Raw genomic sequence first — 22,138 nt, 5'->3', positions numbered from 1 at the left:
CTCGTTCCAGAGACCGCGCATGAGCAACCCCAGCGACCAGGCCATGCATTTCGGCCCCTACCGGATCCACCCGCGCCAGCGCGCGGTGCTGGAGGGTGGCCGACCGTTGCGCCTGGGCCGCCGGGCGGTGGATATCCTGCTGATTTTGCTCGAGCACGCCGGCCAGGTGGTGAGCAAGCAGGAGCTGATCGCCCGGGTCTGGCCCCGGACCGTGGTGGAAGACGGCAACCTGCGGGTGCACATGGCGGCCCTGCGCAAGGCCTTGGGCGATGGCCAGGCCGGGCAGCGCTATATCGTCACCGTGGCCCAGCGTGGCTACAGTTTTGTTGCGCCCCTGAGCGTCGAGCCCACGGCGTTGGAAGGCGACAGTACAGGGGCTCATCCAGGGCACAACCTGCCACTGCGGCGCACCCGAATGCTGGGACGCCAGGCCCTGGTCGAAAGCCTGGTGCAGCAGTTGCCTCAACACCGCTTCATCACCCTCACGGGGGCCGGCGGTATCGGCAAGACCACCGTCGCCTTGCGGGTGGCCGAACTGCTGATCGGGCGTTACCGCGACGGCATCCGCCTGCTGGACTTGGCCCCCCTGAACCAACCCTCGATGATCCTGCCCAACCTGGCGGCCCTGTTGGAACTCACGCCACCGAGCCACGAGCCCTTGTGCGGCCTCGCCAGCCTGCTGCGCGAGCGCCAGATGCTGTTGGTGATCGACAACTGCGAGCACCTGCTCGACGATATTGCGCTGATCAGCGAAACCCTGCTGCGCAATGCCCCCCAGCTGCACATCCTGACCACCAGCCGCGAAGCGCTGCGCGCCGAAGGCGAGTTCGTGCAACGCCTGGAGCCTCTGGCGTGCCCGCCGGCCACGGGCGACCGCACCGAAGCGATGGCGTACCCCGCGCTGCAATTGCTGGTGGAACGGGCGTTGTCGCGCTGGGACGGCTTTGAACTGAGTGACGCCGAGCTGCCCCTGGCCATCGACATCTGCCGACGCCTGGACGGCATTCCCCTGGCAATCGAGCTGGTGGCTGCGCAAATCAAACGCTTTGGCCTGCCGGGCTTGCTGGTGCAGATGGAGGATAACTTTCGCCTGTTGACCCGCGGCCGGCGCAGCGCCCTGCCCCGGCACCAGACCCTGCGCGCCACCCTGGAGTGGAGCTTCGATCTGCTGACCGCCAGCGAGCAGGTCTGCCTGCGGCGCCTGGCGGTGTTCCGGGGTGTGTTCACCCTGGAATCGGCGGCAGCAGTGATCGGCGGTGAACACATTGCGCCGACCGAGGTCCTGGGTTCGATCACGCAATTGGTGGCCAAGTCCCTGCTCAACGTTGAGGTAGGCGATGAAGCGGTGACCTATCGACTGCTGGACATCACCCGCACCTATGCCCTGGAGAAACTCAGCGCCGCCGGTGAGCTTGAGGCCAGTCGTGAGCGCCACGCTGCCCGGTGCCTGACGCTGATGAATCAAGCGCAGGCCGACTGGGAACACGTGTCCACCCAGCAGTGGCTCGACCGTTATGCCGCCTGCCGCGAAGACGTGCGTGCCGCCCTCGACTGGGGGTTGAGCCAGGCAGGCGCGCCGCTGCTGGCCATCCGCTTGACGGTCAGCGCGATGCCGCTGTGGCAGGAGCTGTCGCTGCTCACCGAGCACGGTTTGTATGTGGGCAAGGCCCTGGCCCTGCTCCAGCAATCAACCACGCCCTGCGCGCACTTGCACCTGCAACTGCAGTTGGCCCTGGGCAGTTTTTCCTATCACACCCAGGGCGCAACCCCACAGACCATCGAGGCCTTTGAGCGCGCCAGGCAACTGGCTGAAAACAGCCAGGATGTCGCCGGCCAGCTCAGGGCCGTGTCCGGCCACCTGGCGGTCAACCTGTGCAGCGGCAACTACCAGCAAGCCCTGCGTCAAAGCCTGCACTTCGATCACCTGGCCCCCAACGCCCCACCGCTGCTGGGCTTGAGCGCACAGCGCCTGCGGGTACTGGCGCAACATTTTGCCGGCAACCAGGCCCTGGCACGGCACAACGCTGAACAGGTGATGCAGCGCATGGCGCAGAGCGGCCACCGCAATCGGTTTACCCATGGGTTTGGCGTGCAATACGACCAGAGCGTGGCGTCGCTGACGGTGCTGGCGCGCATCCTCTGGCTCCAGGGTTTCCCGGAGCGCGCCTGGCGCACCGCCCGCCAGGCGCTGGAGCTGGCGCTGCAAATCAATCACGGCACCTCGATCTGCTACACCCTGGCCCTCGCGGGTGTCGTCATCGCTCACTACAACGGTGACGACCAAGCGGCAAGATCGATGCTGGAGTTGTTGTCGCAGCAGGCACAGAAGCACTCGGTGCTGCTGTTCGACACCTGGGCCAGGCATTACACCCAGGCACTGGACGGCGTGGTGCACGAAGAGAACGTCGAAGGCCTGGGCCTGATCAAGGACATCGTTGTGACCCTGCACACAAGGGACATGGATGAGGCCTGCTTCGAACGGGCCCGGCGGGGCGATGCGGGGTGGTGCACCGCAGAAATCCTGCGGGTGCGCGCCGAATCCCTGCTGCACCGGGCTGACCCGCCCCCGACGCAGGTGGCTGAAAGCCTGTTGCTGGAAGCGCTGGGGCTGGCTCGTCAGCAGGGCGCCTTGGCCTGGGAACTGCGAAGCGCGCTGTCACTGGCCCGCCTATGGCAACGCGAGGGCCGGCACGCCGCCGCGCGCGACCTGTTGCGAACCGTCCACGGGCGCTTTACCGAAGGGTTTTCCACGCCGGACCTAGTGAGCGTGCGCCGCCTGCTCGACGAACTGCACCACAAAGTGCCGGCCTGAAAACGGCCCAAGATAATGCCCGTAGCCTTGCTGCAACAACCTCACCTGTGCCCCGTCACCCAGGCGGGCCAGCGCATAGGCACGTACGCTATTGAGCAGGCGATAACGCCGGGGGCCGGGACCGGGTTCGACGGTCAGCAGCGAGGTGTCCACCAACCGTGCCAGCAGATAGGGCAAGTCGGCGTGTTCCAGTTCAGTACCGGCAATCAGCGCGCTCAGTCTCGGCAAAGTCACCGCCATCTTGAACAAGCCTAACTGGAGGAACAGCCAGCGCTCCGGCAGGCTCAAGCGATCGTAGGTCCGGTCCAGCGCCGCGTTCATGGATTGATGCCGCCCTACCGCGGTTCGCCGCCCGCGAGTCAGCACCAGCAAGCCGTTCGCCAACTGTAACTGCACGCCCTTGATGCCCAGGGCATCGACCTGGGCCGCTGCCAGCTCCAGGGCCAGTGGGATGCCGTCGAGGCGCCGGCAGATATCCCGCAGGGGGACCAGGCCTTGCCTGCGCAAGTCAAAGCCCTGCTGGCAGGCCTGGGCCCGGCTGACAAAAAGCTGCACCGCGGGATAAGCCAGCGCTTGCTCGACAGAAGCCAATGCCGACAGCGGCGGCACCGCCATCGCAGGCACGCGCTGAACCCATTCGCCGGGCATATGCAACGCTTCGCGGCTGCTCAACAACAGCGTCACCCGGGGCGCCATTTCCCGCAGGGCAGACACCAGGTTGCGACACGCCGCCAGCGCCTGTTCGCACCCATCAAGCACCAACAACAATTGCCGCGACGCCAGTTGCCGGCAAACGCCTTGCAACGTAGCACCCGCTTCAACCTCAATCCCGAGCGCCTTGCCCAATTGACGGAGCACGCCGGATAACTGGCTGATCCCGGCCAGCTGCACCAACCACACGCCGTCGCGATAGCGCGGCAGAACCTGTGCGGCCAGGTACAGCGCCAGGGTGGTTTTGCCGATGCCGGCGCCCCCGGTGAGCGTCATCAGCGTTTGCCCCGGCAATCGCCGGGCAAGGGCGCGCGCCAGCGGCTCCAGGCCGAGCACCGGCACCAGGCGTGCTGGCAGGTTATGTTCAGGTAAGGGCTGTGCAGCTTCTGCCTGCATGGGTGGCGTCGCGACAAAACAATAACCGCGCTGCGGCACGTTGATGATGTAGCACCGCCCGCCCTCGCCATCGGCCAAGGCACGGCGCAGGGCCGCGATGTGCACCCGCAGGTTGTTCTCCTCCACCACGCTGCTGGGCCACACCCGTGCGATCAGGACCGCCTTGCTGACAAACTGCCCCGCCTGCTCCACCAGCACCGCGAGAATGTCCAGCGCACGCCCGCCCAGCGGCAGCGGCCGGCCCTCTGCGCACACCAGGCGCTGCTGGGGGTAGAACGTGAAGGGTCCGAAGCGCACTGAGCATTCCGGTTCAATCGTATGAAGGCTGTTCATGCTCGTCAAAGCGCTGAAACACCCGTTCTTGGGCGCCTGCGCATCCTTTTCCATGGGACTGGCCGCTATCTTGCCAGCTACCGGTGACAGGACAATGCTGGCACGGGGATCCACACGGACATTCAGGTGCGCCGGACGGACATCAGCTGAATTGCTGGCGGTATTGGGTCGGGTTCAAGCCCAGTTTTTCACTGAACAGAGACCGCATATGCCGCACGCTGCCAAACCCCGCGTGAAACGCTACGGTCTTGAGCGGCAGGTCGGTGCTTTCCAGCAAGTGCCGGGCACGATCGATGCGGGCACCTTGCAGGAAGGCCATCGGGGTCATCTGCACTTCCTTGGCGAACACCCGCGCAAAGTGCCGTGTGCTCATACCCGCCAATTGCGCCATGGACTCGATGGTAAAGGCCTGGTCCAGTCGCTCCAGCACCTGGGTCTGCACCCGGGTAATCGCGGTTTCCTGAGGGGCCACCGCTGCGGTCATCGGGCTGAACTGGGCCTGGCCACCCTGGCGTTTCATGACCACCAACAACACTTTGGCCACGTCGACAGCCACCTGCTTGCCGTGGTCCTGGGCCACGATGGACAGCGCCAGGTCGATGCCCGCCGTCACGCCGCCCGAGGTGATGAGCCGGCCGTCCTGCAGGTAGATACGGTCGGTCTCAACGATGGCCTTGGGAAAGGCCTTGATCAGCCGTTCGGTGTAATGCCAGTGGGTGGTCACGTGCTGGCCGTCCAGCAAGCCCGCATACCCCAGCACAAAGGCGCCGGTGCAGATGGAGCCGAATCTTCGGGCGCGGGGCGCAGCGGCCTTGAGCCAGGGCAACAGGGCGGGATGGCATTCGTTGTAGGCGCCAAGGCCACCGGGGACCAACAGCAAGTCATACGCCTCAAGGGCCTCGTCCAGCTGCAAGTCGGGGTGTACCACCACGCCATTGGAGGCTCGCAGTGGCCCGGGCTCGGTACCGATGGTCAGGATCTGATAATGGGCTGGCGGTTCAAGGTAGCGATTGGCAATGGAGAACACCTCCAGCGGCCCGGCCATATCGAGCAGAAGGAAATCAGGAAACAGCGCCATGGCCACGGTTTTCATTGTCAGGAATTGCCCGTTCAGGAGGTGAATCCGAGCATTATGGCACGTCACTAACTGTCAACTAATACAGGACAGTCATTCCGATTTCAGCTTCTTAATCAACCTGCTGATAACCAGTAATCTTCTCCTTACACCGAAGCCCTGCATCTCGCAGCCAAGCTTCCCTTGAGGAGAACACCCCATGCTGACCCTTCGCAAAGCCTCGGAACGCGGCGCCGCCAATCACGGTTGGTTGAAGTCGTTCCACACCTTCTCGTTTGCCAACTACTGGAATCCCAAGGAACAGGGTTTTTCCGACCTGCTGGTGATCAACGATGACCGGGTTGCCGCCGGCAAGGGCTTCGGCCAACACCCGCACCGCGAAATGGAGATTTTTTCCTATGTGCTCGAAGGCGCCCTGGAACACAAGGACACCCTGGGCACCGGTTCGGTGATTCGCCCCGGCGATGTGCAACTGATGAGCGCCGGCAGCGGCGTGGCCCACAGCGAGTTCAACCACAGCCATACCCAGGGCGTGCACTTCCTGCAAATCTGGATCGTGCCGGCGGTGGCGGGCGCCGAACCGCGCTATCAGCAGGAGCACTTCACCGAGGCGCAGAAACGCGGCCGGTTGCAGTTGATCATCTCGCCGGAAGGCACCGACGGCTCCCTCGGCGTGCGCCAGGATGCGCGGGTGTATGCCGGGCTGTTCAACGGCTTTGAAACCGCCAGCCTGCCACTGGCTCCGGAACGCTATGCCTACATCCATGTGGCGCGGGGCAGCGTTGAAGTCAACGGCCAACGCTTGCACGAAGGCGACGGTGCCCGAGTGCGCGACGAGCGGGAAATTCACCTGAGCCATGGCGAGAATGCCGAGGTGCTGGTGTTCGACCTGCGCCCTCAGGAACTGCCTGAAATGCCGTGATAGTCGGCGCGATGGTCCGCGAAAACGGGCCATCGCTGGCGTCGATAGTCACCATCAGCCCAATGAAGTTCTCTAAAAAAATCCACCGCGTAACATCGCATCCATACCAACCAATGACATCCCGGAGCACACCCTCATGAAACGCCAACTCTTGCTTAGCCTCGCTTTCTCGGTACTTGCTGTAAGCGCCTTTACCCAACCTGCCCTCGCTGAAGGCGGCGCGGATCGCCTGATGGACAGCCGTGTGGCTGAGGGTGGTTCTGACCGTTTGCTGGAACGTCGCGTTGCTGAAGGGGGTTCTGATCGCCTGCTGGAACGTCGCGTTGCTGAAGGGGGCTCTGATCGCCTGCTGGAACGTCGCGTCGCTGAAGGTGGTGCTGATCGTCTTCAAGAAAACCGCGTCGCTGAAGGTGGTGCAGACCGTCTTCAAGAAAACCGCGTAGCCGAAGGTGGTGCAGACCGCCTGATGGAAAACCGCGCGTAACCCCTGTCGTTCGCGGTTCACCCCCAGCCGGCCTGATCAGCCGGCTTTTTTTCGCCTGCTATTAACTGATCCTCACAAATGCCACACAAGCTCTCTCGCCATTACTGGAGTTCACGGTCCAGCCACACCACCGCCTTGCCAATCTGCTGCCTTGCCTCAATCCGCGCGTGCACCTGATGCACGTCTTCCAGCGCGTAATGCCCTTCGATATCCACTGTCAGCGAACCTTCAAGCATCGCCGCGAACACCGCATTGGCACGCCGTTGCACGGTCGGGCCGTCGGCCATGTGGTCGTTGAGTCGTGGGCGCGTCAGGAACAGTGAACCGGCTTCCCCCAACTCCATCGGGTCCAGATCAGTGATCGAACCGGAAACGTTGCCGTAATTCACGATCAAACCGCGCGTGCGGCATGCCCTGAAACTCTCGCGCAAGGTGGCCTTGCCCACCGAATCGAACACCACAACCACCCCCTGCCCCTGCGTGGCCTCCAACACCCGCTCGGCAAACCCATCGTATAGCCAGGCGTGATCGGCACCACGCTCAAGGGCAATCGCACACTTTTCGACGCTGCTGCCGGTGGTGAACACCGTGGCACCGAGTCGATGGGCCATTTGCACCAGCAACTGGCCGATACTGCCGGAAGCCGCGTGGATCAAGCAGCGGTTGCCCGCCTGCAACCGCGCGACCTCTTCAATCAGGTAGTGGGCGGTGCAGCCCTGGAACATCGCTGCAGCCGCCTGATCGAAGCCGATCGCATTGGGAATCTGCGCCACTCGCTCGGCAGGTACGCTGGCGTATTCAGCAAACGCGCCCCAGGCAATGCACCACGCCACCCGGTCACCTGGCGCCAGATGGCTAACGCCCTCGCCCACCTCCACCACCACACCGGCCCCTTCCATACCCAGGATGCACGGCAGCCGTACCGGATAGGTGACCGACGTGGCGTACTTGCCCTGGCGAGTGTGCACATCCATAAAACTGATCCCGGCGCAGGCCACCTTGATCAATACGTGGCCGGGTGTCACTGGGGGTTTGGGCACATCAAGGCGCAGTTGAACGGCCTCCGGGCCGCCATAGGTTTCAAGGGTGAGGGCTTTCATCGCGGGACAACTCCGTTTGCGGTGGGAATGCGCCATGGTAAAAGGCGCTACTCTGTACGAAAATTCCCCAACACCTCCCACCCTCCGTGCGGAAATAACCCGATGTTCGATTGGCAGGACCTGTATTTCTTCACCGTACTGGCGCGCACCCAGTCGCTGTCGGCGGCCGCCCGCGAGCTGCAGGTGGAACACGCCACCGTTGGCCGGCGCGTCGATGCCCTGGAAAAAGCCCTCGGCGTAAAGTTGGTGGATCGCCTGCCCCGCAGCCGACCGCTCACCGAGGAAGGGCTGGCATTGGCGAAGCTGGCGGCAGGCATGGCCGAGATGGCCACCGAAGTGATGCGCCTGCCCCGCGTGGCCTCCATCGAGGTGGCCGGTACCGTGCGGGTCAGTTGCCCGCCGTCGATTGCCATCCACTGCATCGCGCCCCATGTCGCACGCTTCAGGACGCAGTATCCCAAGCTGAATATCGTGTTGATGTCCTCGACAACACTCGCCGCCCTCGACAAAGGCGAAGCCGACATTGCCCTGCGCACGGTGCGTCCCGATGAGGAAGCGCTGGTACGCAGAAAGGTCGGCGCCGTGCGCTTCGGCCTCTATGCCACGCCCCAGCTCAAACAACTGCCTGCCGAGCAGTGGACATTCATTGCCTATGACGCCACCCGCGACCACCTGCCCCAACAGGCGTGGATGCACCAGGTGCGCGGCAACCGCACGATTGCCTTCGCCGCCAGCGACCTGATCACCCAGCAAATGGCCGCCCGCGCCCAGGTGGGTGCAGTGGTGTTGCCCACGCTGGTGGGGGATCACGACGGGGCATTGGTGCGGTTGGCAACGAACACCGAAGGCCCGGTTCGCGATATCTGGCTGACGGTTTACCCGGACATGCGCCGCTCGCCTTCGGTGAAGGTGGTGATGGAGTTTTTGGTGAGTTGCATTGAAGGCGAGCCGCAGTTGCGGCGGTGAGGCCGATTACTGCGCGGCGTACTGTTCGTCGCTGACCTGCTCCATCCAGTCCACCACCTTGCCGTCGAGCATTTCGTTGATCGCGATATGGGTCATGGCGGTGTTCGCCGTCGCGCCATGCCAATGCTTGACCCCGGGTGCGATCCATACCGTGTCGCCGGGGCGAATGGCCCGCACGGGCTGTCCCCATTCCTGAACCTGGCCCAGGCCTGCGGTCACGATCAACGTCTGGCCCAGCGGGTGGGTGTGCCACGCGGTACGCGCGCCCGGTTCAAAGGTGACGAAGGCCCCGGTGACGCGTGCCGCGTCGGTGCCCTTGAAGGGTGAATCGACGCGTACCGTGCCGGTGAAATAATCCGCCGGGCCTTTTGCAGAGGGCTGGGAACCGTTGGGCGTGATGGTCAGCATGGGCGTCTCCTGTGCGGGTGAATCGAGTGCCATTAATGACAATGAAAGCGCGGTGGCGGCGAGGCTGGTGTTCATAGGCCGGTCATCCTTTCCAGGGCTTCGGGATAGCGGTCGCCATGCACGGCGATGTTGGCAGCGGCGACGTCCAGTTCACTGAGCTCCGTCGCGCTGAGCTGCACTTCGATCGCCCCCAGGTTTTCCGTCAGGCGCGAGGTTTTGGTGGTGCCTGGAATCGGTACGATCCAGGGCTTCTGGGCCAGCAACCAGGCCAGTGCAATCTGCGAGGGCGTGGCGTTTTTTCGCTGGGCAACCTGGCGCAGCAACTCCACCAGGGCCTGGTTGGCCTGCAAAGCGTCAGGCGTGAACCTGGGCAAACTGCTCCGAAAATCCGAGCTGTCAAAGGTGCTCTGACTGTCGAACTTGCCGGTCAGGAAGCCTTTGCCCAACGGGCTATAGGGCACCAGGCCAATGCCCAGCTCCTCCAGCAGCGGCAGCACCTCGGCCTCCGGCTTGCGCCACCACAGGGAGTACTCACTTTGCAGAGCGGTCACCGGCTGAACGGCATGGGCGCGGCGGATGGTCGAGGCGCCGGCTTCCGACAAGCCGAAGTGCTTGACCTTGCCCTCCTGAATCAAATCCTTCACGGCACCGGCCACCTCTTCGATCGGCACATTCGGATCAACCCGGTGCTGATAAAACAGGTCGATAAAATCGGTCTTCAGGCGTTTCAGAGAGGCTTCAGCTACCTGGCGGATATGTTCGGGGCGGCTGTCGAGACCGGACCATTTGCCATTGCCGGACGGGTCCGGGGCAAATCCGAACTTGGTGGCGATCACCACCTGCTCACGCAGCGGTGACAGGGCTTCGCCCAGCAGTTCTTCATTGATGAACGGGCCATAGACTTCGGCGGTATCGAAGAAGGTCACGCCTTGTTCAACCGCATTGCGCAGCAAGGCAATCATCTGCTGTTTGTCGGCCGCAGGGCCGTAGCCAAAGCTCATGCCCATGCAACCGAGCCCCAGGGCCGAGACTTCAAGTTGGCTGTTACCGAGTGTGCGTCTGCGCATGGTCATTCTCCGGGTAAGGGGACTGAATCCAATCTAACAGTTACGAATTGTGATAATTAGCCGCTAGAATCTGAAAATACTTATGAGGATGACTCACCAATGCTCAGGGAAAACGCCAATGACCTGCTCGCCTTTCTGGCGGTAGCCCGTGAGCGCAGCTTTACCAAGGCAGCGGCCAAACTCGGGGTTTCCCAATCGGCGCTGAGCCATACCATCCGCGCCCTGGGGCTGCGCCTGCTGACCCGCACCACCCGCAGCGTGTCACCCACCGAAGCGGGGCAGCACTTGATCGATACGGTCGGGCCGCACTTCGATGAAATCCAGGTGGGGCTTGAAGGCCTGAGTAATTTGCGCGACCGGCCGTCCGGCACCATTCGCATCAACGCCATGGACCACGCGCTGGAATTCATCCTGTGGCCGGTGTTGAAACCGTTCCTGGCGCAGTACCCGGACATCGCCGTGGAGGTATGTTGCGACTATGGCTTTGTCGACATCGCCGCCCATGGTTTCGACGCCGGTGTACGGCTTGGGGAAGACGTGGCCCAGGGCATGATCGCCACGCGCATCAGCCCCGACATGCGCATGCTGGTGGTGGGCTCACCGGCCTACTTCGCCCAGCGCCCGATCCCCCGCACGCCCCGGGACTTGACCGATCACGCCTGCAACAACTTGCGCCTGCCCACCAATGGCGGTCTGTATGTGTGGGAATTCAAGAAAGGCGACGAAAGCCTGAATGTGCGGGTGTCTGGCCAGGTGACCTTCAATGGCGTGTACCCATTGCTCAAGGCAGCGGTCGACGGCTTGGGCTTGAGTTACGTGCCTGCCGACTTGGTGGCGCCTTATCTGGCGGACGGGCGACTGGTGCAGGTACTGGATGACTGGTGTGCGCCGTTTGCCGGCTTTCACCTGTACTACCCCAACCGCCGCCAGACCTCGCCCGCGTTTGCGCTGTTGGTGGACGCGCTGCGTTATCGCGGCTGAAGGAAATCCGTCAGGGCCGCGCCCAACCCATCGAACACCACGGCGATGCGCGGGACCTTGCGCGCGACCACGGTGGATTCGACCGGACGACGGATGCGCAGGCGTTGAGCATTGCTCTGTAAGACATGACTCACACAAACCCTGTGGCGAGGGAGCTTGCTCCCGCTGGGTTGCGCAGCAACCCCGAAAGCATTGACCGGCTCACCCTGAAGGACCGCAGTGGTCTACCAGGGGGTGCTTCGCACCCCAACGGGAGCAAGCTCCCTCACCACATTGGGCTCTGCGTCGGCTTTGAGGATCAGCACTTCTCCATTGCGCAACTGCCAGTCGAGAAAGTCTGAAAAATCATTGCGAACCAAGGCGCGAATCACTTTGGCCACCACCCCATGGGCAACCAAGCTACAACTGCATATTGTGTCCTTCATCCTGACGCTGAAAGGCCGCGAACGGCGCATCCGATAAAGCCCTAAGCTAAGACCGAAAAATTATTTATCGAATAATTTTTAGAACAATAAGCTGACCTTAATCCATTAAGAGTCGAGCACGCCATGCCCCTGTTTTCGCTCCATCGCCTTTTCATCACTGGCCTGGCCACGCTGGGCCTCTGCACCGCCCTGAGTGCACACGCCCAGGAAACCGTGCGCATCGGTTACCAGAAATCCTCGACCCTGATCACCTTGCTGAAAACCCAGGGCACCCTGGAAAAAGCCCTCAAGACCGACGGTATCGACGTGACCTGGCACGAGTTCCCCAGCGGCCTGCCGCTGCTGGAAGCGCTCAACGTCGGTAACGTGGATATCAGCGCTGACGTGGCCGACACCGTGCCGATCTTTGCCCAGGCCGCCCAGGCCAAGCTCACCTACTTCGCCCAGGAAGCGCCCTCGCCCCAAGCCCAGGCGATCGTGGTGCGCAAGGACTCGCCGATCCAGCAACTGGCGGACTTGAAAGGCAAGAAAATCGCCGTGACCAAGGCCGCCGGCACTCACTATTTATTGATCGCTGCCCTGAACAAGGCGGGGCTGGCCTTCTCCGATATCGAGCCGGCGTACCTGACGCCCGCCGATGGTCGCGCTGCGTTTGAAAACCACAAGGTTGATGCCTGGGTCACGTGGGAACCGTTCCTCACCAGCGTGCAGCGCCAACTGCCCACCCGCACCCTTGCGGACGGCACCGAGCTGGCCAGTTACAAGCGCTATTACCTGACGGGTACGCCCTATGCCAAGGCGCATCCCGAAGTGCTGAAGCTGGTTTACGAGCAGTTGCACCAGGCTGGCGAGTGGGTGAAGAGTCACCCGCGGGATGCCGCGAAAGTGCTGGGGCCTTTGTGGGGCAACCTGGATGTGGAGACTGTCGAGGCGGCCAATGCTCATCGTAGTTATGAGGTGCAGCCGGTGACGCTGGATCAGTTAGGTGAACAGCAGAAGATTGCGGATGCGTTCTTCAAGGCGGGGTTGTTACCCAAGGCGGTGGATGCGCAGGATGTGCAGGTGTGGAAACCCTGAGGCAGTCAACTGTGGGAGCCGGGCTTGCCCGCGGTGATGCCATCGCAGCCTCGCCAAGGCTCGACAGCTCCCACAGTTGATGTTCAGGGCTTGGACTATCGGGGAGTGTCAGCTTTTACGCGTCGCGTCATCCAGCGCAAGGATGGTATGAGCATTGGTCACCGTGGTCGCCAGGGTATTGATCACTCCCGAGCGCAACGCCCCCAGCGTCGCCGCCGCCTTGGTATTTTCACTCGCAATCGCCACCACGTCCGGAATGCGGAACAGCTCCTGCACCGTCAACCCGATCACCCGCCCTTGAATCGCATTGACCGCCGGCTGGCCATGAATGTCGATGAAGTCATAGCCCATCATGTCGCCCACCGTACCGGACAACCGCGCCTGGGCGATTTCCTGGGGTGAGAACCAACCCATGCGCACCATGTTGCTGTTTTCACTCATGTCGCCGATGCCGATCAACGCCATGTCGGCACGGCGGGCACGGTCAAGGGTGGAACGCACCGTATCGTTGCTGATCAACACCCCCCGCAGTTCCGGGTTGGCCACCAGGGCCGGGGCGTACAAGCTTTCACTCTCGCCGCCAAAGCGCAGGGCCAGGCGCCGGCAGATGTGGTCAGGGTTCATGTATTCGCCCGCCTTGAGCGAACCGCCAATGGCGCACACAAACGTGCAGTTGCGGGTCACCGGCAGGAACACATTATCAGCCACCGCACCGACGTTACGGCCCATGCCGACCGCGACGATCATGCCGTCGCTCAGGGTTTTGTTCAGGTAGTTGGCCACCAGGCTGGCAACCGCCGAGCGCTGGGTGTCGGGATCGCTGTGGTCGACTGCGATCAAGGCGCGATCCAGCTGGAAACGATCCACCAGCGCCTGTTCCAGTTCGTTGTTCATCGCCGGATGCTGCAACACCCGCACCTCGACGATGCCTTCATCCCGTGCGCGTTTGAGCAGGCGGCTGACTTTTGCCCGGGACAGGTCGAAGCGCTTGGCGATGGCTTCCTGAGTGACGTTCTCAAGGTAATAGAGCATCGCCACTTCGGTCATCAGGTCGATGTCGCTGGCGATGCGCTGGGTACTGTCACTCATGGGCACGGGCTTCCGTTTCGGTGTCAAAGGCGCATTCTCCCGACTCTTGCCCCGTTCCGTCCACTACTGATGCCCGTCACGCTCGATCGCGTTGATGCGGTCGACCTTGGCCCCGGAACGCGCAGCTTCGAACTCCGACTCCAGGAACGACTTGACGATGCTCTTGGCCAGTTCCGCGCCGATCACCCGTGCACCGATGGACAGGATCTGCGCATCGTTGCTCTTGCGCGCCCGCTCCGCCGAATAGGTGTCGTGGGCCTGGGCTGCACGAATCCCCAGGACTTTGTTGGCCGAGATGGCCATGCCGATGCCGGTGCCGCACACCAGTACCCCCAGCCGCTGTTCACCGGCATTGATCGCCGTGGCCACCGCCAGGGCGATGTCCGGGTAGAGCACGGGCGCCGTGGAGTGGGTGCCGAAGTCGGTCACCGGGTAACCCAGCGCCTCGATATGGCGCTTCAACAGTTCTTTAAGCTCATAACCCGCTTCATCGCATCCGATAGCCACCGGGAAAGGTGTGTTCATGGCGTTTGGCTCCGCTGCCGTTTTGGGTACTTTCGAATGATCATATGATCACTCATTGAAATTTCGCTCAGCCATTTCTCGGATATTCGAAGCGCCCTGTCAAGCAAGATTTAGCTGACCTTGCAGTCAAAGCCCTCTAAACCGGTACGCTTTGCGCAAATCCACCCATTTACAACTTTTCAGTGAAAGAGATTGACTGATCAGAATTTCATTTGATACACATATGATCACAGCGAAACATGACTGTGCGACCTAATAAGAATTCACAGCACGAGGACACGCCGATGGCCACGCCATTACTGCTCCAGGCTGAACACGTCGCCAAGGCTTACGCCGGGATCCCTGCCCTGCGTGAGGGGCGCCTCTCTCTGCGTGCCGGCAGCGTCCACGCCCTGTGCGGCGGCAATGGCGCAGGCAAGTCGACTTTCCTGAGCATCCTGATGGGCATCACCCAACGTGACACCGGGACCATCCTGCTCAATGGCTCACCCGTTCAGTTCAACCGCCCCAGCGAAGCATTGGCGGCGGGGATCGCGATGATCACCCAGGAACTGGAACCCATCCCCTACATGACCGTCGCCGAAAACATCTGGCTGGGCCGCGAACCGCGCCGCGCCGGCTGCATCGTCGACAGCAAGGAGCTCAACCGGCGCACTCGCGAGCTGCTGGAAGGCCTGGAGTTCGACGTCGACGCCACCAGCCCCATGCACCGTCTGAGCGTGGCGCAGATCCAGTTGGTGGAGATCGCCAAGGCATTCAGCCACGACTGCCAGGTGATGATCATGGACGAGCCCACCTCGGCCATCGGCGAGCGTGAGGCCGAAACCCTGTTCAAGGCGATCCGCCGCCTCACCGCCCGTGGTGCGGGCATCATCTATGTGTCGCACCGCCTCAGCGAACTGGCGCAGATTGCCGACGACTACAGCATCTTTCGTGACGGCGCTTTCGTTGAGACCGGGCGCATGGCGGATATCGACCGCGCCCACCTGGTACGCGGCATCGTGGGCCAGGAACTCACCCGCATTGACCACAAGGTCGGCCGCGAATGCGCCGCCGAATGCTGCCTGGACGTCGATAGCCTGAGCCGCGCCGGCGAGTTCCAGGACATCAGCCTGCAACTGCGCCAAGGTGAAATTCTGGGTATCTACGGGCTGATGGGCTCGGGCCGCAGTGAATTCCTCAACTGCATCTACGGCCTGACCACCCCGGACTCCGGCAGCGTGACCCTGCAAGGCAAACCAATGCCCATCGGCCTGCCCAAGGCAACGATCCAGGCCGGCATGTCACTGGTCACCGAAGACCGCAAAGACAGCGGCCTGGTGCTCAGCGGCAGCATCCTCTCGAACATCGCGTTGTCGGCCTACAAGCAGCTGTCGAGCTGGTCACTGATCAACGCGCGCAAGGAAAACCAGCTGGCCCAGGACATGGTCAAGCGCCTGCAGATCAAGACCACCTCCCTGGACCTGCCGGTGGAATCCATGAGCGGCGGCAACCAGCAAAAAGTGGTGCTCGCCAAATGCCTGTCGACCCAGCCGATCTGCCTGCTGTGCGACGAGCCGACCCGGGGCATCGACGAAGGTGCCAAGCAGGAGATCTATCACCTGCTGGACCAGTTCGTGCGCGCCGGTGGTGCGGCAATTGTGGTGTCGTCCGAAGCCCCTGAATTGCTGCACCTGAGTGACCGTATTGCCGTGTTCAAAGGCGGAAGGCTGGTGACCATCAGCAGCGATACCGCCCTTTCCCAGGAAGCCTTGTTGAGTCTTGCCTCATGAATGCCAAATCACTTTCTACACCTGCAGCCGCCCCCGTCACCACCGCACCCCGCAGCCGCCTGCGCTTGTCCCTCGACCGCTTCGGCCTGCCGCTGGTGTTTATCCTGCTGTGCCTGGTGATGGCCTTCGCCAGCGAATACTTCATGACCTGGCGCAACTGGATGGACATCCTGCGCCAGACCTCGATCAACGGAATTCTCGCCGTGGGCATGACCTACGTGATCCTGACCAAGGGCATCGACCTGTCAGTGGGCTCGATCCTGGCGTTTGCCGGGTTGTGCAGTGCCATGGTGGCGACCCAAGGGTATGGCGTGCTGGCGGCGGTCAGCGCCGGGATGTTCGCCGGGGCGATGCTCGGGGTGGTGAACGGCTTTATGGTCGCCAACCTGTCGATCCCACCCTTTGTCGCGACCTTGGGCATGTTGAGCATTGCCCGGGGCATGACCTTCATCCTCAACGACGGCAGCCCGATCACCGACCTGCCCGACGCGTACCTGGCGCTGGGTATCGGCAAAATCGGTCCGATTGGCGTGCCCATCGTGATCTTCGCCGTGGTCGCGCTGATCTTCTGGATGGTGCTGCGCTACACCACCTACGGCCGGTATGTGTACGCGGTGGGCGGCAATGAGAAGAGCGCGCGCACCTCCGGGATCGGCGTGCGCAAGGTGATGTTTTCGGTGTACGTGGTCTCGGGGTTGCTCGCCGGGTTGGCCGGTGTGGTGCTGTCGGCGCGCACCACCTCCGCCCTGCCCCAGGCGGGTACTTCTTATGAACTGGACGCGATTGCCGCGGTGGTGATCGGCGGCACCAGCCTGTCGGGCGGCACCGGCACGATTGTCGGCACGCTGTTTGGTGCACTGCTGATCGGTGTGATCAACAACGGCCTGAACCTGCTCGGCGTGTCCTCCTATTACCAGCAGGTCGCCAAGGGCCTGATCATCGTGTTCGCAGTATTGATTGATGTGTGGCGCAAGAAAAAACGCTAGTCGCTTTTCCTCGAAACCGAACTGAACGACCTACAACAATAAGCGGAGTTCTCATCATGAAAGTTGGTATTTCCCTCGCCGCCGTCGCGGCACTCTCCCTGCTCGCCAGCAGCATTGCCCTGGCGGCCGATGGCAAGACCTACAAGATCGGCGCCGCGGTATACGGCCTCAAGGGCCAGTTCATGCAGAACTGGGTACGCGAGTTGAAGGAACACCCGGCCGTCAAGGACGGCACCGTGCAACTGACCGTGTTCGACGGCAACTACGACGCCCTGACCCAGAACAACCAGATTGAAAACATGGTGACCCAGCACTACGACGCGATCCTGTTTGTACCGATCGACACCAAGGCCGGCGTCGGCACCGTGAAGGCCGCCATGAGCAATGACGTGGTGGTGATCGCCTCCAACACCAAGGTGGCCGACGCCAACGTACCTTATGTCGGCAACGACGACGTGGAAGGCGGCCGGCTCCAGGCCCAGGCCATGGTCGACAAGCTCAAGGGCAAGGGCAACGTCGTGATCATCCAGGGCCCGATTGGCCAATCGGCACAGATCGACCGGGAAAAGGGTGAGATGGAAGTGCTGGGCAAGCACCCGGACATCAAGATCATCGAGAAGAAAACCGCCAACTGGGACCGCGCCCAGGCCCTGGCCCTGACTGAAGACTGGCTGAACGCCCACCCCAAAGGCATCAACGGGGTGATCGCGCAAAACGATGACATGGCCCTCGGTGCGGTGCAGGCATTGAAGTCCCATGGGCTGTCGTCCAAGGATGTGCCGGTGACGTCCATCGACGGCATGCCAGATGCGATACAGGCGGCGAAGAAAGATGAAGTGACCACCTTCCTGCAAGACGCCCAGGCGCAATCCCAAGGCGCGCTGGATGTGGCGCTGCGGGCGCTGGCCGGCAAGGACTACAAGCCGCAGTCGGTGATCTGGGAACGCTATGGCAAGGATGTGAAATGGGGTGACGGCACCGCCAAGAACTACATCCTGCCGTGGGTGCCAGTGACCAATGCGAATGCGGATGCGCTGTACCAGCAGGTGAGCGGCACGAAGTAAGTTTTGACTTGAAACCCGGTCAAGTGTGGGAGCGGGCTTGCTCGCGAAAGCGGTGGATCATTCAACAGATGTGCCACCTGATACACCGCTTTCGCGAGCAAGCCCGCTCCCACATTGGATCTCCACCGATCTGAAAAATGGAGTCATGTTCATGTCTGGATTCTGGAATCAAGCCTTCGACCTCACCGGCCGTTGCGCCGTGATCACCGGCGGGGCCGCCGGGATCGGTCTGGCTTGTGCCAGCCTGCTAGTGGAACGCGGCGCACGAGTGGCCCTGCTCGACCGCGACCCGGCCGTGGTCGAAGTCGCCGCCAGCCTCGGCGCCGGGAATATCGGCATCGCCGTGGACCTGCGCCAACTCGACCAGGTGCACAGCACCGTCGACTACGTATTCGATCACTTCAAACGCCTGGATTACCTGGTCAACAGCGCCGGGGTCGCCCTGCTGGACAACGCCCTGGACGTCAGCGAAAACGCCTGGGACACCACCCTCGACATCAACCTCAAGGCCAGCTTTTTCGTCGCCCAGGCCTGCGCCAAACACATGCTTGCCCAGGGTAGCGGGCGCATCGTCAACCTCGCTTCCCAAGCGGCGGTAATAGGCCTGGACCGTCACGTCGCGTACTGCGCCAGCAAGGCCGCCGTGGTCGGCATGACCAAGGTGCTGGCCATGGAATGGGCGCCCCACATCAACGTCAACGCCATTTCCCCGACCATCGTCGAAACCGCCCTGGGCAAAAAGGCCTGGGCCGGCGAGCTGGGGGAACGGGCCAAATTGCAGATCCCGGCGGGCCGCTTTGCCCAGCCGGAAGAAATCGCCGGGCTGACGTTGTACCTGCTCAGCGACGCCGCGCAGATGATCACCGGCGAGAACGTGGTGATCGACGGCGGCTACAGCATCCAGTAATTGATCTTTTGTCGTGAGGTTTATCGTCATGTCTACCGTTACCGAACGCACGCCCGAGCAACTGTCACCCGTCATTCCGAAAACCATGCAGGCCGTGGTCTGCCATGGCCCCGAAGACTATCGCCTGGAGACCGTCGATGTACCGACGCCCGGGCCCAACGAGATCCTGACCAAGGTCGAGCTGTGCGGCATCTGCATGGGCGACATCAAGACTTATCGCGGTGCTCCATCGTTCTGGGGCGATGCTGAGCAGCCGCGTTACGTGAAGCCGCCGATGATTCCCGGCCACGAATTCGTGTGCCGCGTGGTCGCCCTCGGCCCAGGCGCAGAAAAGCGTGGAGTGAAGGTCGGCGACCGGGTGATTTCCGAGCAGATCGTGCCGTGCTGGGGCTGCCGCTTCTGCAACCACGGCCAGTACTGGATGTGCCAGAAACACGACTTGTACGGTTTCCAGAACAACGTCCAGGGCGCCATGGCCCAGTACATGATCTTCACCAAGGAAGGCATCATCCACAAAGTGCCGGACTCGATTGCCCCGGACGAAGCCATCCTGATCGAACCGCTGGCCTGCTCGCTGCACGCAGCGGAACGGGCGAATGTGGATTTCGACGACATTGTGGTAGTGGCCGGCGCCGGGACATTGGGCCTGGGAATCATCGGCGCGGTGCGCATGCGCAACCCGAAAAAACTCATCGTGCTCGACATGAAACCCGAGCGCGCCGCCCTCGCCCTGCGCATGGGTGCGGACGAAGTGTGGAACCCGGCTGAAGTCGACGTGATGGCGAAGATTCGCGAGATCACCGACGGCTACGGTTGCGACATTTACATTGAAGCCACCGGGCACCACAAGGCGGTGAACCAGGGCCTGGCGATGCTGCGCAAACTGGGACGTTTTGTGGAGTTCAGCGTGTTCAACGACGAGGCCACGGTGGACTGGTCGATCATCGGCGACCGCAAGGAACTGGACGTGCTGGGCTCCCACCTGGGTCCGTACATGTACCCGCGCGCCATCGACTTTATCGGCAACCGCAAGATCGACATGCGCGACGTGGTGACCCACAAATTTGCCTTGGCAGACTTCAAGGAAGCATTTGCGGTGATGGAGCGCGGGGACAAGTCGCTTAAAGTCGTATTGGAACCCTGATTGGCTTAATAACCACAGAACCCTGTGGGAGCCGGGCTTTGGCTTTTTGTGGGAGCTGGCTTGCCTGCGATGCAAACGCCTCGGTCTATCAGTGACACCGAGCCGATGCAATCGCAGGCAAGCCAGCTCCCACACAAGCCCGGCTCCCACACCAAGAATAAGAACACAGGAAACCGCGTTATGAATCGAGTGATAAACGATCCGGACCAAGTGGTCGAGGACATGCTGCGGGGCATTTTGGTCGCGCACCCCGAGCTGCGCCAATACGAAACCAATCCCCGGGTGATCGGCAAGGCCAAGGCGTCGCCACAGGGCCGCGTGGGCATCGTGACCGGCGGCGGTTCCGGCCATGAACCGGCCTTCCTCGGCTATGTCGGCCCCGGCCTGGTAGACGCCGTGGCCGTCGGCGAAATCTTCTCCTCGCCCACCGCCAAAAGCTTCTTCGACGCCTTCCGCGCCGCCGACCAGGGTGCCGGTGTGGCATGCCTGTACGGCAACTACGCCGGCGACAACATGAACGTGAAGCTGGCAATGAAAATGGCCGCCAGCAAGGACATGCAGATTCGCACCGTGGTCGCCAACGACGACGTGGCCTCGGCGCCCAAGGCCGACATCGCCAAGCGTCGCGGGGTGGCGGGCGAAATCTTCATGTGGAAGGTCGGCGGTGCGGCCGCTGCCCAGGATTACGATCTGGACGGGGTGATTCGCGTCGCCCAGAAGGCCGTCGACAATTGCCGATCCATCGGCATCGGCCTCACGCCCTGCACCATCGCGGCGGTGGGCAAGCCGAACTTCCAGATTCCTGACGGGCAGATGGAATTGGGCATCGGCCACCACGGCGAGCCGGGCATCGAAGTGATCGCCATCGAATCCGCCGAAGCCATGGCCGCCCGCATGCTCGCGCCGATCCTCGCCGACCGCGACTTCAGCCAGGATGACAGCGTGGTGGTGCTGGTGTCGGGCCTGGGAGCGACGCCGGTGATGGAGCTGTACATTTTCTACGCCGAGGTTGAACGTCAACTGCAGGCCAAGGGTTTGAAGATTCACCGCTGCTACGTGGGCAACTACTTCACCTCCCTGGAAATGATGGGCGTGACCCTGACCCTGCTGGGCCTGGACGCCGAGCTGAAAACCCTGATCGACCAACCCTGCCGTTCCATCGGCATGACCCAGGCGGACTAAACCATGAGCCAGCATTTCTCCACCCACGACGGCAGCGCCATCGTCGCCGACCTGGTGAGCGTGATCGTTGCCAACCGCGAATACCTGAGCGAAGTCGACGGCGCCATTGGCGATGGCGACCACGGCATCAACATGGCCAAGGGGTTCGCCCATTGCGGGCGCACCATTGAAGGCCGTCAGTTGACCCTGGCCGAAGCGTTGGATGAGTTGACCCTGAGCCTGATGGAAGGCATCGGCGGCTCCATGGGGCCGCTGTATGGCAGCCTGTTTATCGGCATGGCGGATGAGGTGCGTGGCAGAGAAGAGATTGACGCGGCGACCTTTGCCCACTTGCTGCGGGGCGGGTTGACGTCGTTGCAGGACATCACCGACGCCGGCGTGGGTGACAAGTGTTTGATGGACACCTTGATTCCGGCGGTGGAAGCGTTTGAACAGGCCCATGGGTCGGGGGCGTCATTCAGTGAGGCGCTGGACGCGATGAAAAGTGCGGCGTCACAGGGGCGGGATTCCACCAAGGATCTGGTGGCAAAGATAGGTCGCGCCAGCCGCCTGGGCGAACGCTCGCTGGGTGTGCTGGATGCTGGAGCGGTGTCATGCTGCTTGATACTGACGCGATTGGCGGATTCGGTTCAACCGCGGTTGGTGTAGCGCCTGGTCAGGCCTCATCGCAGGCAAGCCAGCTCCCACAGTTGACCGAGTTGCCCGGGCGTAC

At 62.4% G+C, this 22,138-nt stretch carries 21 protein-coding genes; 13 read left to right on the top strand and 8 right to left on the bottom strand.

Translation table 11 applies throughout. The features are described from left to right. The first annotated feature begins 19 nt into the window (after positions 1-19). A complete protein-coding gene (locus D109_RS0123605; RefSeq protein ID WP_017479052.1) occupies positions 20-2,812 on the top strand; it encodes a winged helix-turn-helix domain-containing protein in 2,793 nt (930 codons plus the stop codon). Here the strand turns inward: D109_RS0123605 and D109_RS0123600 are convergent. Both D109_RS0123600 and D109_RS0123595 read right to left on the bottom strand, forming a co-directional pair. Next, complete coding sequence (locus tag D109_RS0123600) at positions 2,759-4,306, bottom strand: winged helix-turn-helix domain-containing protein (RefSeq protein WP_017479051.1); 1,548 nt, start codon at positions 4,304-4,306, stop codon at positions 2,759-2,761. The genes D109_RS0123605 and D109_RS0123600 overlap by 54 nt on opposite strands. An 88-nt stretch (positions 4,307-4,394) precedes the next feature. Continuing rightward, positions 4,395-5,345 carry a GlxA family transcriptional regulator gene (locus tag D109_RS0123595; RefSeq protein WP_026078181.1) on the bottom strand — a complete coding sequence of 317 codons (951 nt, stop codon included), beginning with the start codon at positions 5,343-5,345 and terminating at the stop codon, positions 4,395-4,397. Between the two features lie 181 nt (positions 5,346-5,526). Here D109_RS0123595 and D109_RS0123590 point away from each other — a divergent pair, with 181 nt between their 5' ends. Both D109_RS0123590 and D109_RS1000000133155 read left to right on the top strand, forming a co-directional pair. Further along, entirely contained in the window at positions 5,527-6,249 is a 723-nt protein-coding gene (locus D109_RS0123590) for a pirin family protein (RefSeq protein WP_017479049.1), read from the top strand. Between the two features lie 136 nt (positions 6,250-6,385). Beyond that, on the top strand, positions 6,386-6,733 hold the full coding sequence (locus D109_RS1000000133155; RefSeq protein ID WP_081253168.1) for a hypothetical protein: 348 nt from the start codon (positions 6,386-6,388) through the stop codon (positions 6,731-6,733). Between the two features lie 101 nt (positions 6,734-6,834). Here D109_RS1000000133155 and D109_RS0123580 read toward each other — a convergent pair whose 3' ends face one another. Next, positions 6,835-7,833, bottom strand: a complete 999-nt coding sequence (locus D109_RS0123580) for a quinone oxidoreductase (RefSeq protein WP_017479047.1) — start codon at positions 7,831-7,833, stop codon at positions 6,835-6,837. A gap of 102 nt (positions 7,834-7,935) precedes the next feature. On the opposite strand from D109_RS0123580, the gene D109_RS0123575 reads away from it, so the two are divergent. After that, positions 7,936-8,799, top strand: coding sequence for a LysR family transcriptional regulator (locus D109_RS0123575; protein WP_017479046.1), 864 nt, complete (start codon positions 7,936-7,938; stop codon positions 8,797-8,799). Between the two features lie 6 nt (positions 8,800-8,805). Here D109_RS0123575 and D109_RS0123570 read toward each other — a convergent pair whose 3' ends face one another. After that, on the bottom strand, positions 8,806-9,240 hold the full coding sequence (locus tag D109_RS0123570) for a cupin domain-containing protein (RefSeq protein WP_081253257.1): 435 nt from the start codon (positions 9,238-9,240) through the stop codon (positions 8,806-8,808). A gap of 38 nt (positions 9,241-9,278) precedes the next feature. After that, complete coding sequence (locus D109_RS0123565) at positions 9,279-10,274, bottom strand: aldo/keto reductase (protein WP_026078180.1); 996 nt, start codon at positions 10,272-10,274, stop codon at positions 9,279-9,281. Between the two features lie 99 nt (positions 10,275-10,373). Between D109_RS0123565 and D109_RS0123560 the strand changes: the two genes are divergently transcribed. Next, positions 10,374-11,255 carry a LysR family transcriptional regulator gene (locus tag D109_RS0123560; protein ID WP_017479043.1) on the top strand — a complete coding sequence of 294 codons (882 nt, stop codon included), beginning with the start codon at positions 10,374-10,376 and terminating at the stop codon, positions 11,253-11,255. Here D109_RS0123560 and D109_RS1000000134650 read toward each other — a convergent pair. Next, the gene (locus tag D109_RS1000000134650) at positions 11,243-11,389 is read right to left on the bottom strand and encodes a hypothetical protein (protein ID WP_177325537.1); all 147 of its coding nucleotides are present in this window, start codon (positions 11,387-11,389) and stop codon (positions 11,243-11,245) included. The genes D109_RS0123560 and D109_RS1000000134650 overlap by 13 nt on opposite strands. 414 nt (positions 11,390-11,803) lie before the next feature. On the opposite strand from D109_RS1000000134650, the gene D109_RS0123545 reads away from it, so the two are divergent. Further along, on the top strand, positions 11,804-12,757 hold the full coding sequence (locus D109_RS0123545; RefSeq protein WP_017479042.1) for an aliphatic sulfonate ABC transporter substrate-binding protein: 954 nt from the start codon (positions 11,804-11,806) through the stop codon (positions 12,755-12,757). Between the two features lie 108 nt (positions 12,758-12,865). Here D109_RS0123545 and D109_RS0123540 read toward each other — a convergent pair whose 3' ends face one another. Further along, positions 12,866-13,846 (bottom strand): sugar-binding transcriptional regulator, encoded by a 981-nt coding sequence (locus D109_RS0123540; protein ID WP_017479041.1) that lies wholly within the window; start codon positions 13,844-13,846, stop codon positions 12,866-12,868. Positions 13,847-13,909: 63 nt separating this feature from the next. Next, entirely contained in the window at positions 13,910-14,371 is a 462-nt protein-coding gene (gene rpiB, locus D109_RS0123535; RefSeq protein ID WP_003215716.1) for a ribose 5-phosphate isomerase B, read from the bottom strand. Between the two features lie 284 nt (positions 14,372-14,655). Between rpiB and D109_RS0123530 the strand changes: the two genes are divergently transcribed. The 7 genes from D109_RS0123530 to dhaL all read left to right on the top strand — a co-directional run bounded on the left by D109_RS0123530 (position 14,656) and on the right by dhaL (position 22,074). Continuing rightward, positions 14,656-16,143 carry a sugar ABC transporter ATP-binding protein gene (locus tag D109_RS0123530; protein ID WP_017479040.1) on the top strand — a complete coding sequence of 496 codons (1,488 nt, stop codon included), beginning with the start codon at positions 14,656-14,658 and terminating at the stop codon, positions 16,141-16,143. Further along, on the top strand, positions 16,140-17,129 hold the full coding sequence (locus D109_RS0123525; protein ID WP_003215711.1) for an ABC transporter permease: 990 nt from the start codon (positions 16,140-16,142) through the stop codon (positions 17,127-17,129). Before D109_RS0123530 ends, D109_RS0123525 begins: the two co-directional genes overlap by 4 nt. Positions 17,130-17,185: 56 nt before the next feature. Continuing rightward, positions 17,186-18,193: a substrate-binding domain-containing protein gene (locus D109_RS0123520; protein WP_017479039.1), complete on the top strand. Its 1,008-nt coding sequence runs from the start codon at positions 17,186-17,188 to the stop codon at positions 18,191-18,193. A gap of 151 nt (positions 18,194-18,344) precedes the next feature. Next, positions 18,345-19,100: an SDR family oxidoreductase gene (locus D109_RS0123515; RefSeq protein ID WP_017479038.1), complete on the top strand. Its 756-nt coding sequence runs from the start codon at positions 18,345-18,347 to the stop codon at positions 19,098-19,100. 28 nt (positions 19,101-19,128) lie between these two features. Then, positions 19,129-20,244, top strand: a complete 1,116-nt coding sequence (locus D109_RS0123510; RefSeq protein WP_017479037.1) for an erythritol/L-threitol dehydrogenase — start codon at positions 19,129-19,131, stop codon at positions 20,242-20,244. Between the two features lie 180 nt (positions 20,245-20,424). After that, positions 20,425-21,426, top strand: coding sequence for a dihydroxyacetone kinase subunit DhaK (locus D109_RS0123505; protein WP_017479036.1), 1,002 nt, complete (start codon positions 20,425-20,427; stop codon positions 21,424-21,426). Between the two features lie 3 nt (positions 21,427-21,429). Beyond that, positions 21,430-22,074, top strand: coding sequence for a dihydroxyacetone kinase subunit DhaL (dhaL, locus tag D109_RS0123500; RefSeq protein WP_017479035.1), 645 nt, complete (start codon positions 21,430-21,432; stop codon positions 22,072-22,074). Positions 22,075-22,138 lie beyond the last annotated feature (64 nt).

Origin of the sequence: Pseudomonas sp. PAMC 26793 (genome assembly GCF_000313235.1) — a bacterium.
Taxonomy (GTDB): Bacteria; Pseudomonadota; Gammaproteobacteria; order Pseudomonadales; family Pseudomonadaceae; genus Aquipseudomonas; species Aquipseudomonas yamanorum.
The sequence above is the reverse complement of the archived record's forward strand: the minus strand, read 5'-3'. Positions and strand labels throughout refer to the sequence as shown.